Origin of the sequence: Mycobacterium sp., from assembly GCF_036490025.1 — a bacterium.
Lineage (GTDB): Bacteria > Actinomycetota > Actinomycetes > Mycobacteriales > Mycobacteriaceae > Mycobacterium.
On the sequence record NZ_DASXEP010000001.1, the window covers coordinates 12538 to 27351 of the forward strand.

Annotated in this window: 13 protein-coding genes and 2 riboswitches; of the genes, 4 read left to right on the plus strand and 9 right to left on the minus strand. The window is 65.8% G+C overall.

What is annotated here, in order from left to right; all coding sequences use genetic code 11:
- Positions 1-1365: a bifunctional o-acetylhomoserine/o-acetylserine sulfhydrylase gene (locus VGG53_RS00090; RefSeq protein WP_331515896.1), complete on the minus strand. Its 1365-nt coding sequence runs from the start codon at positions 1363-1365 to the stop codon at positions 1-3.
- A 178-nt stretch (positions 1366-1543) separates the two neighbouring features.
- A riboswitch (SAM riboswitch) is annotated at positions 1544-1663 on the minus strand.
- Positions 1664-1850: 187 nt separating this feature from the next.
- On the opposite strand from VGG53_RS00090, the gene VGG53_RS00095 reads away from it, so the two are divergent.
- Positions 1851-4088 carry an NADP-dependent isocitrate dehydrogenase gene (locus VGG53_RS00095; protein ID WP_331515897.1) on the plus strand — a complete coding sequence of 746 codons (2238 nt, stop codon included), beginning with the start codon at positions 1851-1853 and terminating at the stop codon, positions 4086-4088.
- A gap of 3 nt (positions 4089-4091) precedes the next feature.
- Here the strand turns inward: VGG53_RS00095 and VGG53_RS00100 are convergent, their stop codons facing one another.
- Together VGG53_RS00100 and VGG53_RS00105 are read right to left on the minus strand one after the other, a co-directional pair.
- Positions 4092-5132 (minus strand): LLM class F420-dependent oxidoreductase, encoded by a 1041-nt coding sequence (locus VGG53_RS00100; RefSeq protein ID WP_331515898.1) that lies wholly within the window; start codon positions 5130-5132, stop codon positions 4092-4094.
- A gap of 36 nt (positions 5133-5168) precedes the next feature.
- A complete protein-coding gene (locus VGG53_RS00105) occupies positions 5169-5594 on the minus strand; it encodes a nuclear transport factor 2 family protein (protein WP_331515929.1) in 426 nt (141 codons plus the stop codon).
- A 129-nt stretch (positions 5595-5723) separates the two neighbouring features.
- Between VGG53_RS00105 and VGG53_RS00110 the strand changes: the two genes are divergently transcribed.
- Positions 5724-6296, plus strand: a complete 573-nt coding sequence (locus VGG53_RS00110; protein ID WP_331515899.1) for a PadR family transcriptional regulator — start codon at positions 5724-5726, stop codon at positions 6294-6296.
- A gap of 3 nt (positions 6297-6299) precedes the next feature.
- Here the strand turns inward: VGG53_RS00110 and VGG53_RS00115 are convergent, their stop codons facing one another.
- Entirely contained in the window at positions 6300-7160 is an 861-nt protein-coding gene (locus VGG53_RS00115; RefSeq protein WP_331515900.1) for an alpha/beta hydrolase, read from the minus strand.
- A 242-nt stretch (positions 7161-7402) separates the two neighbouring features.
- On the opposite strand from VGG53_RS00115, the gene trpS reads away from it, so the two are divergent.
- Both trpS and yhjD read left to right on the plus strand, forming a co-directional pair.
- Positions 7403-8419: a tryptophan--tRNA ligase gene (gene trpS / locus VGG53_RS00120; RefSeq protein ID WP_331515901.1), complete on the plus strand. Its 1017-nt coding sequence runs from the start codon at positions 7403-7405 to the stop codon at positions 8417-8419.
- A gap of 9 nt (positions 8420-8428) precedes the next feature.
- Complete coding sequence (gene yhjD, locus VGG53_RS00125) at positions 8429-9466, plus strand: inner membrane protein YhjD (protein WP_331515902.1); 1038 nt, start codon at positions 8429-8431, stop codon at positions 9464-9466.
- Positions 9467-9511: 45 nt separating this feature from the next.
- On the opposite strand, the gene VGG53_RS00130 is transcribed toward yhjD, so the two are convergent.
- The 5 genes from VGG53_RS00130 to VGG53_RS00150 all read right to left on the minus strand — a co-directional run bounded on the left by VGG53_RS00130 (position 9512) and on the right by VGG53_RS00150 (position 14785).
- On the minus strand, positions 9512-9826 hold the full coding sequence (locus VGG53_RS00130; RefSeq protein WP_331515903.1) for a multidrug efflux SMR transporter: 315 nt from the start codon (positions 9824-9826) through the stop codon (positions 9512-9514).
- A gap of 11 nt (positions 9827-9837) precedes the next feature.
- Positions 9838-9901: riboswitch (guanidine-III (ykkC-III) riboswitch) on the minus strand.
- 15 nt (positions 9902-9916) lie between these two features.
- A complete protein-coding gene (nagA, locus tag VGG53_RS00135; RefSeq protein ID WP_331515905.1) occupies positions 9917-11059 on the minus strand; it encodes an N-acetylglucosamine-6-phosphate deacetylase in 1143 nt (380 codons plus the stop codon).
- On the minus strand, positions 11050-12453 hold the full coding sequence (locus VGG53_RS00140; RefSeq protein WP_331515907.1) for a sugar porter family MFS transporter: 1404 nt from the start codon (positions 12451-12453) through the stop codon (positions 11050-11052). The genes nagA and VGG53_RS00140 overlap by 10 nt, the downstream gene beginning before the upstream one ends.
- A gap of 41 nt (positions 12454-12494) precedes the next feature.
- Complete coding sequence (locus tag VGG53_RS00145) at positions 12495-13724, minus strand: D-alanyl-D-alanine carboxypeptidase family protein (protein ID WP_331515908.1); 1230 nt, start codon at positions 13722-13724, stop codon at positions 12495-12497.
- Positions 13725-13783: 59 nt separating this feature from the next.
- Positions 13784-14785, minus strand: coding sequence for an SMP-30/gluconolactonase/LRE family protein (locus VGG53_RS00150; protein ID WP_331515909.1), 1002 nt, complete (start codon positions 14783-14785; stop codon positions 13784-13786).
- Positions 14786-14814: the final 29 nt, after the last annotated feature.

Sequence of the window (14814 nt, forward strand, 5' to 3'; positions counted from 1 at the left end):
TCAGAATGCCGCCACGGCGTGCGGATCGCCGGCGCGTGCGTATGGGCGAGCGGCGACGAAGCCGAGCTCGAGGTCGGCCAGGATGTCGTCAATGCCCTCAATGCCCACCGCCAGCCGCACCAAACCGGAGCTCACCCCGGCGGACGCCTGCTCGGCGGGGCTGAGCTGAGCATGGGTGGTCGACGCCGGGTGGATCACCAGTGACCGCACGTCGCCGATATTGGCGACGTGGCTGTGCAGCTTCAGCGCGTTGACGAACGCCTTGCCGGCATCGACACCGCCGGACAACTCGAAGGCCAGCACGGCTCCGGTTCCCTTGGGCGCCAGCTTCTTTGCTCGTTCATACCACGGGGAGCCGGGCAGGCCGGCGTAGTTGACCGACAGCACGCCGTCGTGGCCGACCAGGTATTCGGCGACCCGCTGCGCGTTGGCGACGTGGCGCTCGACGCGCAGGCTCAGCGTCTCAAGGCCTTGGGCAACCAGGAACGCATTGAACGGCGACGCCGCGGAACCCAGGTCGCGCAGCAGCTGAACTCGTGCTTTGACCGCGAACGCGGGCGGTCCCAGCTCGGCGTACACCACACCGTGGTAACTGGGGTCCGGGGTGGTGAAGCCGGGAAAACGGCCCTGCGTCCAGTCGAAGGTGCCGCCGTCGACGATCACGCCGGCGATCGCGGCGCCGTGCCCGCCGAGGTACTTGGTGGCCGAGTGCACCACGATATCGGCGCCCTGGGAGATCGGCTGGATCAGGTAGGGGGTGGCGACGGTGTTGTCGACGATCAGCGGCACACCGTGCTCGTGGGCCACCGCGGAGACACCGGGGGTATCCAGCACATCGATCTGCGGGTTGGAGATCGTCTCGGCGAAGAAAGCCTTGGTGTTCGGGCGCACCGCGGCCCGCCACGAATCCAGCTCGTCGGGATCGTCGACGAAACTGACGTCGATACCGAGCTTGGGCAGCGAGTAGTGGAACAGGTTGTAGGTGCCGCCGTAGAGCCGCGGGCTGGACACGATGTGATCACCGGCGCCCGCGACATTCAGGATCGCGAGCGTCTCGGCGGCCTGGCCCGAGGACAGAAACAGTGCGGCCACCCCGCCCTCCAGGGCGGCGATCCGCTGTTCGACGACGTCGGTGGTCGGGTTGCCGATGCGGGTGTAGATGTTGCCCGGCACCTCCAGCCCGAACAGCGCCGCAGCGTGTGCGGTGTCGTCGAAGACGTAGGACGTGGTCTGGTAAATCGGCAGCGCGCGGGCCCCGGTGGCCGGGTCCGGTTGCTGGCCGGCATGGATCTGCTTGGTCTCGAACGACCAATCCGCGGTCGGATCGGTGTCGGCTTCGCGGTCAGTGGTGGTGTCAGTACTCACAGTCAGTGGCTTTCTGGGAAGGAATGTGGCTGAGTCGGGTGCTGGCGGGGCGCGGGACGACGTCGAATGACGACGTCAAGCCGGGCCTAAGGCAGTCAGCAACTACGACGCACGATGAGCCGGCCCACGTAGGTGCGCATCAGGTTTCCCTGTCTACTCCGGGGGGCCCATAACGGCGGACCCGCGCTTGCCGCGTAGCCGGTATTAGCTACGAAACCTGGTCATCACCCGGGGCACCCCACCGCGGTTGGAGGGTTGCCGGCCAGCAAGCCGGGGCTTGACGCTGGCGCTCATGACCGAAACGAAGCTTATCTCATTAAGCCGATCGCGTGCCAGCGGTCGGACCGGGGTACCCGGCAAGTGCGGAACGACGGTTTCGCGCGGCCTGATCGAGGTCGACAACAGCGGAAACGTGCTTGATAGCGTGGCAGCCAGATACACCGCGAAGCTCGTCAGGATCTGTCCAATAGACCGGGAGAAAGACCGTGAGCGCCGACCAGCCGACCATCATCTACACGCTGACCGATGAGGCGCCGCTGCTGGCGACCTACGCCTTTTTGCCGATCGTGCGCGCGTTCGCCGAACCGGCGGGCATCGAGATCAAAACCAGTGACATCTCGGTGGCGGCCCGGATTCTGGCCGAGTTCTCCGACTACCTGACTGACGAGCAGCAGGTGCCCGACAACCTCGGCGAACTGGGCCGGCTGACAAAGCTGGCCGACACCAACATCATCAAGCTGCCGAACATCAGCGCTTCGGTACCCCAGCTCGTCGCCGCCGTGAAGGAACTTCAGGGCAAGGGATTCAAGATCCCCGACTATCCGCAAAGCCCGAAAAGCGACGAGGACAAGGAAATCCGCGACCGCTACGCCAAGTGCCTTGGCAGTGCGGTGAACCCAGTTCTGCGGCAAGGAAATTCGGACCGGCGCGCGCCCAAGGCGGTCAAGGAGTTCGCGCGCAAGCATCCACACAGCATGGGGGACTGGTCTCAGGCGTCGCGCACGCATGTCGCAACGATGCGGCGCGGCGACTTCTATCACGGCGAGAAGTCGATGACGCTGGACCGCGCCCACGACGTGAAGATGGAGCTGAAAACCAAGGGCGGCAAGACGATCGTGCTCAAGCCGAAGGTGTCGCTACGGGAAGGCGACGTCATCGACAGCATGTTCATGAGCAAGAAGGCGCTCTGCGAGTTCTACGAGGCCGAGATCGAGGACGCGTACAAGACCGGCGTGATGTTCTCGCTGCACGTCAAGGCCACGATGATGAAGGTCTCGCATCCCATCGTCTTCGGCCACGCGGTGAAGGTGTTCTACAAGGACGCTTTCGCCAAGCACCAAGAGTTGTTCGACGAACTGGGTGTCAACGTCAACAACGGTTTGGTCGATCTGTACAACAGGATCGAGTCGCTGCCTGCGTCGCTGCACGACGAGATCATCCGCGACCTGCACGCCTGCCACGAGCACCGGCCCGAGCTGGCCATGGTGGATTCGGCCAAGGGGATCACCAACTTTCACTCACCCAGCGACGTGATCGTGGATGCGTCGATGCCGGCGATGATCCGTGCGGGCGGCAAGATGTACGGCGCCGACGGCCGGCAAAAGGACACCAAGGCCGTCAACCCCGAGTCCACGTTCTCCCGCATCTACCAAGAGATCATCAACTTCTGCAAGACGCACGGCCAGTTCGACCCGACCACGATGGGAACCGTGCCCAACGTCGGGCTGATGGCGCAGGAGGCCGAGGAATATGGCTCGCACGACAAGACTTTCGAGATCCCCGAAGACGGCGTCGCCGACATCGTCGACCTCGACAGCGGGGAAGTCCTGCTCACCCAGAACGTGGAAGAAGGCGACATCTGGCGAATGCCCATCGTGACCGATGCGGCAATCCAGGACTGGGTCAAGCTGGCTGTCACCCGGGGGCGAAACTCGGGCATGACGGTGCTGTTCTGGCTGGACACCGAACGGCCGCACGAGGCTGAGCTGCGCAAGAAGGTGAAGGCTTACCTGAAGGATCACGACACCGAGGGACTCGAGATCCAAATCATGCCGCAGGTTTGGGCGATGCGGTACACGCTCGAGCGGGTGATGCGCGGCCAGGACACCATCGCCGCGACCGGAAACATCCTGCGCGACTACCTCACCGACCTGTTCCCGATCCTGGAGTTGGGCACCAGCGCCAAGATGCTGTCCATCGTGCCGCTGATGGCCGGCGGCGGAATGTACGAGACCGGAGCGGGTGGTTCAGCACCCAAGCATGTCCATCAACTCGTCGAGGAGAACCACCTGCGGTGGGATTCCCTCGGCGAATACCTAGCTCTGGGAGCATGTTTCGAGGACATCGGCATCAAGACCGATAACGAGCGGGCCAAAATCCTGGGCAAGACGCTCGACGACGCGATCGGCAAGCTGTTGGACAACAACAAGAGCCCGTCGCGCAAGACCGGTGAGCTCGACAACCGTGGCAGCCAGTTCTACCTGGCGCTGTACTGGGCGCAGGAACTTGCCGCGCAAAGCGATGACGACGAACTGCGCAAGCACTTCGGCGCGCTGGCCGATGAGCTGGGTCAGGACGAAGACACCATCATCGCCGAACTCGCCAAGGCGCAGGGCGAATCCGTCGATATCGGCGGCTACTACCGGCTCGACGACGAGAAGGTCACCGCGGTGATGCGGCCGAGCAAGACGCTCAATGCCGCACTGTCGGCGGCGCGGGACTGAGCCTCAGTCCACCAGGCCGCGCAGCGTCTCGATCAGCTTGACCCGCTCGGCGGCCGTCGCGGCGATGGGTACCACGTTCAAGGTGGTCACCCCGGCCGCGCGGAAGGCCGCCACCCGTTCCTTGACGAACCCGGGCGTTCCGATCAGCGAGACGTCGCGCACCAGCTCGTCGGGAACGGCCTTGGCGGCACCGTCCTTGTCGCCGGCCAGATAGAGCTCCTGAATGCGGTCGGCCTGTGCGCCGTAGCCGTATCGAGTGGCCAGGGTGTGGTAGAAGTTTTTCCCCTTGGCGCCCATCCCGCCGATGTAGAGCGCCAGGTGCGGCTTGACGACTTCCCTTAGCGGCTCGACGTTTTCACCGATGGCCAGGGTGGGGCCGGCGAACACTTCCAGCTCCCCCAGGGCCGGGTCGCGATTGGACCGGCCGGTGGCCAGCGCGTTGCCCCAGACGTCTTGCGCCTTCTCCGGAAGGAAGAAAATGGGTTGCCAGCCCTCGGCGACCTCGGCGGCCAGCTCGACGTTCTTGGGTCCCAGTGCGGCTATCAGGACTGGAATGCGTTCCCGGACAGGCTTATTGATGAGCTTCAGCGCCTTGCCCAGCCCGGTGCCCTGTTCAGCGGGCAGCGGGATCGTGTAGTGGGCGCCGTCATAGCGCAGCGTCTCGCGCCGCCACACCTGGCGGCAGATCTCGATGACCTCGCGGGTGCGTGCAATCGGCGCGTCGTAGGGCACGCCGTGGAAACCCTCCATCACCTGGGGGCCCGAGGCGCCCAGGCCGAGGATGAATCGACCGTCGGAGACGTAGTCCAGACCGGCGGCGGTCATCGCGGTCAACGTGGGTGTCCGGGTGTAGAGCTGCAGGATTCCCGATGCCAGCTGAACGCGGTCGGTGCTGGCGGCGAGGTAGCCGAGCGCGCTCACCGCGTCAAACGAATAAGCTTCGGGGACAAAGACAATGTCCAAGCCGGCGCGCTCGAGATCGGCCACCTCGGCGGCTACCTCTTTGAAGCCGCCCGCGTAATTGATCCCTAATCCGATTCGCATGTCTGAGTCTTCGCTCCCTTTGTGCCGTTTTGGCCGCTAAGCCCGAGTGAACTGGTCGGCCAGTTCGACGGCGTCCTGCTGGATTCTGCCGAACTGTGCACCCATCGCTTCGGCCAAGGCCGTCGCACCGGAAAGCGGTCGCACCATCACCTTCAAGTCGTCGATCAGACCGTCGTCGTTGACGTGCAGCAAGTCGCAACCGTTGACCGTCACGCCGGGAGCGCCCACGATGCCGGCCTCGAACTCAAACGCGTGGTGATGGCCACTGGGGCCGTCGTGGATCTCACGGACATAGCGAAAGTCCTCGAAGACCCGCAGCACGCCGCGCAGGAACGCCGCGGTGATCGGCTTGCCAACGTAGGGCTTGAAGGCCACCGGGCTGGTGAATACGACGTCGTCGGCCAGCAGCGCGGCGATGGCCGCCTCGTCGCGTTCTTCGACCGCCTTGCGGAATGGATGGATAGCGGACACCGAGCACCTCGCGTCGTCAACTCTGTTGAATAGGTGTAGCTGACGCTAGAGCGCGGACGGCCGTACGTCTATGTGCAATTAGTCACTTTTTTGATTAATCAAATGTCGTACTATGGGCCGATGTCGCTGCATGACGCCGTGCTGGCCGCTCTTCTCGAGGGCGAGTCGTCCGGCTACGACTTGGCCAAAGACTTTGACGCCTCGGTGGCGAACTTCTGGATGGCCACACCGCAACAGTTGTATCGCGAGCTGGAACGTCTTGCCGAGCAGGGCCTGATCCAGGCACGCATCGTGCAGCAGGAACGCCGGCCCAACAAGCGGATGTTCTCGCTGACCGAAGCGGGACACGAAGCGATCCGGCAGTTCACCGGGCAGGCGCCGAAGCCCTCGGTGATCCGCGACGAACTGATGATCAAAGTCCAAGCCTTCGACGCCGGCGACGCGGTCGCCATCCGCGACTTGGTCATCGAACGGCGCGAATGGGCCGAGGCGAAAGTTCAACGCTACGAACGACTGCGCAACCGAATTCTCGATGGACACAGCGAAGAGGAATTTCTGGCCACGGCGCCGCGGGTGGGGCCTTACCTGACGCTGATGCGCGGAATCGCGTTCGAGGAAGAAAACCTCCGATGGGCCAGGCGTGCGCTGGCGATCATCGAGCAGCGTCAGGGCGCCGGGTTGCCCACCGCCTGAGGTCTAGCTGGCGGGCGGCTCGACAGCGCGGCTCGGCCGACTGCTGTGCTGGTCAAGGCTGTGCTGGTCGAGGAAGGCGGTGATCACTTCCGTGACCCGGGCCGGTGCCTCGAACATCGGGATGTGCCCGACGCCGTCGAGCTCGGTGATGCGTGTGCCGGCGGGCAGTTGAGCCTGGAAGTAGCGGTGTGAACGCGGTGCCGGGAAGACCCGGTCCTTTTGGCAGAGCACCAGGTGCGCGGGTACGGCGGTCTGGGCCAACTCCAGTAGCCCGGGCTGCAGCAGCGATTTGACCAGCAGCTGGAAGTAGGCCGGGCAGTTCGCCACGTCGTCGACGATGGCCTCGAGCTGAGTTTCGCTGACGCCGTCGGGCGTCCCGCTGATCGGCAGCGTGGCCAGTTGGCGGGCGAAGGGCAGACGCAGTGCCCGCGGTCCTAGCCAGCGAGCCGCCGCCCAGAACGGCATACCCGACACGAATTTTGCGATCACCTCGAACTTGGCCGGGGTCCAGCGGCTCCACCCGCCGGCGGGCGCGATGCCGGTGACAGTGCGCGCCCGTCCCCGACGCTCCAGCTCGAACGCGACCCATCCGCCCAGCGAGTTGCCGACGATGTGGGCGGTGTCCCAGCCCAATTCGTCGAGCTGTCGCTCGACGTGATCGGCCAGCACCGCCGAACTCAGAAACCAGGTACCGGACTTCGGCCCGCCGTTGTGGCCGGCCATCGTCGGGGCGAACACCTCGTAGCTGCCCGTGTCCGCCAATTGTTCGGCGACGTTCTCCCAGACCAGTTGCGAGATCAGGAACGGATGCAGCAGGACGACCGGTTCGCCAGACCCCAGGTGAATCGGCGGGCGAGTTGGCACCGAAGGCGACGGCGAGTGAGCGGAGCTCACGAGCGAGGAGCCGAGCAGACGGTCACCGAAGGCGACGGCGAGTGAGCGGAGCTCACGCGCGAGGAGCCGAGCAGACGCATGAAGCCGACATTATGGCGGTACCGCCGGTACCGCAAGGAGTGCTGGTGTTCGCGTGAAAAGATCAAGTCATCATGAGTACCGCACCACGCCGACGACGATGCAGAGCGGAGCGATGAGGAGGAGTGGCGTCGATGGGTAACGGCGGATCCCGCCGGGTTTTCTCCGGCGTGCAGCCGACCTCCGACTCGCTGCACCTCGGAAATGCGCTGGGTGCGGTGACTCATTGGGCCCAGTTGCAAGAGGACCACGACGCGTTCTTCTGCGTCGTCGACCTGCACGCCATCACCATCCCGCAGAACCCCGCTGTGTTGCGCCGTCGCACCTTGGTGACCGCCGCGCAGTACCTCGCGCTGGGTATCGATCCGCATCGCAGCACCATCTTCGTGCAGAGCCACGTTCCCGCGCACACTCAGCTGGCCTGGGTGCTGGGCTGCTTCACCGGCTTCGGTCAGGCCTCGCGGATGACACAGTTCAAGGACAAGTCGACGCGCCAGGGCAGCGATGCGACCACGGTGGGTTTGTTCACCTATCCCGTGCTGCAGGCCGCCGATGTGTTGGCCTACGACGCCGAGTTGGTGCCCGTCGGTGAAGACCAGCGCCAGCATCTGGAGTTGGCGCGCGATGTCGCGCAACGGTTCAACGGTCGTTTCCCGGACACGTTTGTGGTTCCCGAGGTCATGATCCCCAAGGCCACCGCGAAGATCTACGACTTGCAGGATCCGTCGTCGAAGATGAGTAAGTCCGCAGCCACCGACGCCGGTCTGATCAGCCTGCTCGACGCTCCAGCGGTGTCGGCCAAGAAGATTCGCTCTGCGGTGACCGACAGCGAACGGGAAATCCGCTTCGACCCGGACGCCAAGGCCGGTGTGTCGAATCTGCTGAGCATTCAGTCCGCGGTCACCGGTGTCGAAATCGCAGCCCTGGTGCAGGGATACGCGGGACGCGGTTACGGCGACCTGAAAAAGGACACCGCCGAGGCTGTCGTCGAATTCGTGACCCCGATCAAGACCCGGGTCGACGAATTGCTCACAGATCCAACGGAACTGGAGGAAGTACTGGCCGCCGGTGCGGCACGGGCCGACGAAGTAGCCGCAAAAACGGTCGACCGGGTCTATGACCGGCTCGGATTTCTCCCGAGACGTCCCTAGCCGGTTGTCGTGAGCGAGCCGGCCAAAGCAGGAATCCTCGATCGACTGCGGGCGCGGTACGAATGGTTCGACCACGCGATGCGCGCCAACGACCGATTCGAGGAATCCAAGGGCAACTTCTTCGCGGCCGGGCTGACCTACTACACGATCTTCGCGTTGTTTCCATTGCTGATGGTCGGCTTCAGCGCCGGCGGATTCCTGCTGTCGCGACGGCCCGATGTGCTGACCGGAATCGACCACAAGGTCAGGGCCGCGGTCCCGGGCGCATTGGGACAACAGGTCGTCGACCTGATGAACTCCGCGATCGCCTCGCGCGCGTCGGTGGGTGTCATCGGTTTGGCGGCGGCGGCCTGGGTGGGCCTGAACTGGATGAGCAATATTCGGGTGGCACTGAGCGAAATGTGGCGGCAGCAGAACGGTTCGCGGGGATACATCCGGACCAAGTTCTCCGATCTAGTGGCGATGGTGTCGTCGTTCGCGGCGATGCTGGCCACGCTCGCGCTCAGCGCGTTCGCCACCGCGGCGCCGATGGCCCGGGTGTTGGCACACCTGGGTATGCACAATGCGCCGCTGTTGGACGCGATCCTGCGCGCGGTGTCGTTATTGGTGTCGCTACTGTTGTCCTGGTTGGTGTTCAGCTGGATGATCGCCCGATTGCCAAGGGAACCAGTCGGTTTCGCGAGCTCGATTCGGGCTGCGCTGCTCGCGGCGATCGGCTTCGAACTGTTCAAGTTGGTCGCATCGATTTACTTGAAGTCCGTGCTGCACAGCCCGGCCGGTGCCACATTCGGGCCCGTGCTCGGCCTGATGGTGTTCGCGTATGTCACCGCGCGGCTACTGCTATTCGCCACCGCGTGGGCGGCGACATCGACGGAGGACACGTCGACGGGTGACCTGCCCGCGGTCCCGACGCACGAACCGACGGTGATCCCGGGCAGAGTGCAGGTGGACGACGGCATCACCACGCGGCAAGCACTGGCCGCGGCCGCGGTGGGAGCCGTTGTGGCGCTGGGCCTTTCCCGATTGGCCAGGCGTGACAAGGAGTAGCCTATCCGTTGCTGTCCGGCTGGGCCGAGCAGGACCAGCGGTCCGTCAGCTGACCAGCTTCAGGCCCGCGATGCAGCCGACCACACCGGCGATCAGCACCACCTTGATCGGCGATGCCGTCTCGTCGCCGGTCAGCATCGCGTAACCGACGGTGAGCACCGCCCCGATGCCGACCCAGACCGCATAGCTGGTCCCGGTCGGCAAGCTGCGCATCGCAAATGCCAGCCCGGCCATCGAGAACAGCAGCGAGACTGCGAAAACCAGCGAGGGCAGCAGCCGGGAAAAACCGTCGGAGCGATTCAGCGCGGTCGCCCACACCGCCTCCAGAACTCCGGACGCCACCAACACCAGCCAGGCCATCGCGCACCTCCCTCGCGCCGTCTTGTCCCTGGCCGGGTACGGTGCGCCTCGTCCGGTGTCAGCTGCTGACCCGTTCGACGGTAGCAAACCTTATCGGTCGGTCGACCAGCTGCCGCGGGCCATGACGGCACTGACCCGGTTATCCTGCTCCAGCACAACAAGGTTGGCCTCTGCACCGGCGCGCACGCTACCGACGCCCTCGATGCCGAGCGCCCGGGCCGGGGTTGTCGCCGTCATGCGCACCGCTGCGGCCAGCGCGACATCGCGGTCCGGGCCAACGCCCGCAACCGCATCGAAGAGCTGATCCACTGTCGCGGTGCTGCCGGCGATGGTCGACGTGCCGCGCACCCGCGCAACCCCCTCGACAACGTCGACCGGTACTGTGCCGAGCCGAAATTCGCCGTCGCTGACTCCGGCTGCGGCCGTGGCATCGGTGACCAATGCGATCCGGTCGGCGCCCAGCGCCTCGATCGTGGCGTTGACCACCGCTGGGTGGAGGTGAACCCCGTCGGCAATCAGCTCGACGGTGACCCTGGCATCCTGCAACAGTGCCAGCGCGGGCCCCGGCTCGCGGTGATGCAATGGTCGCATGGCGTTGAACAAGTGGGTGCCGACGGTTGCGCCGAGATCGATGGCGTGACGGGTCTGCTGGTAACTCGCATCCGTATGTCCAAGGGCCACAATCACTCCGGCATCGACCAGGCGGGTGATCGCATCGTGGCTGCCGGGGCGCTCGGGCGCCAGGGTGACCATCCGGATGGCGCCGTCGCCCGCGGTCAACAGGGTGTCGATCTCCGCCGGTGTCGGGTCACGCAGCTGCGTGGGGTCGTGCGCCCCGCAGTGCACCGCGCTGAGCCACGGCCCCTCCAGGTGGATACCGGCGATCACCCCTTCGCGTGCCGACTCGCCGAGCGCACACACGGCCGCAAGCAGATCGGCCGATGACGCCGTGACCAGGCTGGCCAGTGTCGTCGTGGTGCCGTGCGCCCGATGAAACCTCGCCGCGCGCAGGGTCTCTGAGCCGTCGCCCTTGGTGTACGTCGCGCCGCCGCCGCCGTGGACGTGGATGTCGACGAAGCCGGGCACAACCACCGCGTCGGGAAAGTCGAAGTCCGGGGGGTGCGGCGGCGGGCCCGGACCGCAGCCCAGGATCTGGGCGCCCGAGATTTGTACCCAGCCCGGGCGGCAGACGCCGTGCTCGAGTACGACGGTGTCCGCGGCGATCAGCGACATGCCGTGACACCCGTTGCCGCACTGGGAGTTTCGTCAGGCCAGCGGCCGTTGCTTTCCCAGAAGTGGCGGATGTCTTCGAGCTGTCGGCCTTTCGTTTCCGGGGCGAACCGGTACACGAGGAAGAATCCCGCCGTCGCCAACAGGGCGAAGACGCTGAACATTCCGGCGCCGCCCAGCGTGTTGAGCATCGTCAGAAAGACGGATTCGATCAGCGCGTTGGCTGTCAGGTTGGCGGTGAGCATCGCGCTGGAGCCCAGCGACCGCAGGTGCGCCGGGAAGCTCTCCCCGGCGTAGACCCAGACCAGCGCCCCGAAACCGAAGGTGAAGCCCATGGTGAACAACAGCAGGCCGGCGTACCCGAAACCCGACACGGCGCTCGATTTCGCCGCGAACACGGCGATCAGCACCAGGTCGCCAAGGATCATCGCGGTGATGCCGGACAGCAGGAGAGGCCGGCGTCCGACCCGATCGACGAGAACCAACGAGGCCAGCACAGCGGTCAGCGAAGCCAGCTGCACCAGCGCGGGCAGCACGAGCAATGAGAAATTGCCCTCGAATCCCATGGCTTGGAACAGCAGCGGGCTGTAGTAGATGATCCCGTTGATGCCGCTCAGCTCGGCGAAGAAGCCGAGGCCGACGACGAACGCGGTGGCGCGCAGGTAGGGCAAGCGCAGCATCTCGAGGAACGAGCCGCCCCGTTCTTCGCGCATCGCTTCGGCGATCTCGGCGAGTTCCTGCTCGACATCGCGGTTCGGTTCGACCCGAGCCAGCGCTTGACGGGCGTCGTCGATCCGGTTTTTGAACAGGTACCACCGGGCGGTATCGGGCATGGTCGCCAGCAGCGGAAGGACCAGCAGCGCCGGGACAGCGGCCAGCCCGAGCATCCACCGCCAGCTACCGGAATCCGCCAGCGCAAATGCCGCAAGGTAGCCGGCGATGATCCCGAGAATCGTGGCCACCTGGTAAGTGACCAACAGCGAACCCCGCAGTCGCGCCGGCGCCGATTCGGCAATGAACACCGGAGTCACCACGGCGGACAGCCCAATGGTCATGCCGAGCAACATTCGTGCCGCCATCAGCCACGGCATCGACGCCGCAGCGGCGCCCAGCAGTGAGAACACCGCATAGCCGCCGGCCACCAGCATCATCGATCGTCTGCGTCCGATCGCGTTGGCCAGCACGCCGCCGCCGAGCGCTCCGCAAATCTGCCCGATGACCACGGTCGTCGTGAGCAGTTCCTGCTTGCGGATGGTCAGATTGAATTCGTTGCTGATGAACAGCAATGCGCCCGCGATGTTGGACAAGTCGTAGCCGCAGACGATACCCAGGCTCGCTGCAGCGACGGCTATCAGCAACCGTCGTCGCGTTCGCAGTGACTCGGCGATGCGGCTCACGATCTCCCCTCCGGGGTAGCCGCCCGGTCCGTGGTCGCTGCCTAGTGCTGCGGCCGTCGGTTCGTCGAGCGGGCCACCAAAATCAAGCCGAACACGACGACCGTACCGATCACCGCCACACCGACCCTAACCGGCAGCGCGTCCCCGGCGGGTATCAGCGCGGCGGCGTCCGCGGCGGGTCCAGCGGCGGTGTCGCCGGCGGCGGCGGGGCCGGGCGTCGTCAACGACGGGTCGGGTTCGATCAGCGTGCCGACCCGGGTTCCCGACGCGGTCGCGAAACCATAATCCAGTAAATGAGCCGCTTGCTGCCATGGCGCGATCGGCTGACGGGTGCCGTGCAGCAACACCGCCATCAGCCGGCGCCCGTCCCGGTTTGCGGCGCCGACGAACGTCTGACCCGCATCGTCGGTGTAGCCGGTCTTGCCGCCGAGCGCACCCGGGTAGTGGTAGAGCAGTTGGTTGTCGTTTTCCAGCTCGTAGTTGGGATGCTCGGCGTGACCGGGGAAATCGAACTTCTCGGTGTGCACGATGTCGGCGAAAGTCCCGTTCTGCCAAGCGAATCGGTAGAACAACCCGATGTCGTACGCCGATGTGCTCATCCCGGGTCCGTCCAGGCCCGAGGGTGTCACGGCGCGGGTGTCGCGTCCGCCGAGTTTGGCCGCCAGCATGTTGATCTTCTCCAACGCCGTCGGCATGCCGCCCAATTGCATGGCCAGCGAGTGCGCCGCGTCGTTGCCGGAGTGCATCAGCAACCCGTGCAGCAGCTGGTTGACGGTGTAGGTGCCGCCCGGGGCGACGCCGACCCGGGTGCCCTCCGCGGCGGCATCCTCCGGCGTGCCGTCGACGGTCTTGTTGAGGTTGAGTTCACGCAGCGACGCCATCGCCACGAGCACCTTGATGACACTGGCCGGGCGGTGACGACCGTGCGGGTCACGCGCGGCGATCACGGCACCGCTGTCCAGGTCGGCGATCACCCAGGCCTCGGCTGAGATGTCGCCGGGCACTGGGGGCGTGTTGACGGCGGTGACGACGCCGCACCCGCCGAGCGAGTTGCCGCCGATCGGTGACGGCGGTAACGGCAGCGGCAACGGTGGGTCGCCGGCCTGCGGGACTTCCGACGAGTCCACCGCAGGCGGAGTCGCCACTTTGTACGGGCACAGGTCGTGTACGACGGCGGGCTCGGCGAGCGCCGCGGGCATGCCGAGCAGCGCGGGCGCCGTCAGCAGGAAACCCGCCGCTGCCAGGCATGACGCAGTTCTGAAGAGTCCCATCGTTTGTGCAGATTAGGCGATCGACGGCCCGATTCCCGGGAGCCGCGCTGTGACTGGTGTTACGGAAGTTGCAAATCTAGATAACAGACGCCGGTGCCGCCGATGCGGCCGAGCCATAGCCGTCCGGGCGTCTCCACTACACCGGTGGCCAGGCCGAAGTCGGCGTGCTGGGTCCGGAGCTGGGTCACCAGATGTCCGTCGTCGGGGTCGAAGGCAGCCACCCACACCGTCGGCTTCGGATCGGGCAGCCAGCGGTAGGGCAGCACCCGCCACATCAGGCTGCGGATGATCGGCGCACGCGGGCCCAGCCATTCGTTGAGCCGGTTGCGGTCGGAGACCAGCGCCACCCAGATCCGGCCGTCCAGACCGGTCGAGATGTTGTCGGGATAGCCCGGCAAAGCGGTGACCAGCGCGGTGATCGTGCCGGCCCGTTCTCCGGTCAGCCAATACTTCGACAGCCGGCACCCCGCGCTCTCGGCGAACACCACCGCGGACTCGTCGGCGGTCAGCGTCACGCCGTTGGCGAACTGAAGACCGCGGGCAAGCTGGCTGACCGTGCCGTCGGGAGCACGCCGAAACAGCGAGCCGCTCGGGCGCCCCTCGATGACCGAGCCCTTGTAGTACTCGTAGTAGAACCGGCTCGTTGATTCAGTGAAATAGATTGTGCCATCTGTTGATTCGACGGCATTTGAGCAGAAGGTCAGCGCCCGGCCGGCCACTTCGGGGACCAACGCCTCGATCGTCCCGGTGGACGGGTCGTATCGCAGCAGGCCGCGGTGGCTGTCGCAGATCAGCAGGCGGCCGTCGCGGGCCATCGCCAGCCCCAAAGGTCGCCCGCCGGTGTCGGCGACCACCTGCACCGAGCGGGCGTCGGGGCTGATCCGGACGATGCGGCCATCCTCGACGCCGGTCCAGATGTTGCCCTCGCCGTCGGCGACGACGTCCTCGGGTGCAGTGCCGGGCACCGCGACCACGTGCGGTGCCGCCGTGAGGTCGGGCGCGGGCAACGGCCGCGACGGCGGTGGCTGCCACCGGATCGGGTCGATGCTCGGCTTGGGCATCTAGCCGCTCCTCCTCATCGCTGCGCTCT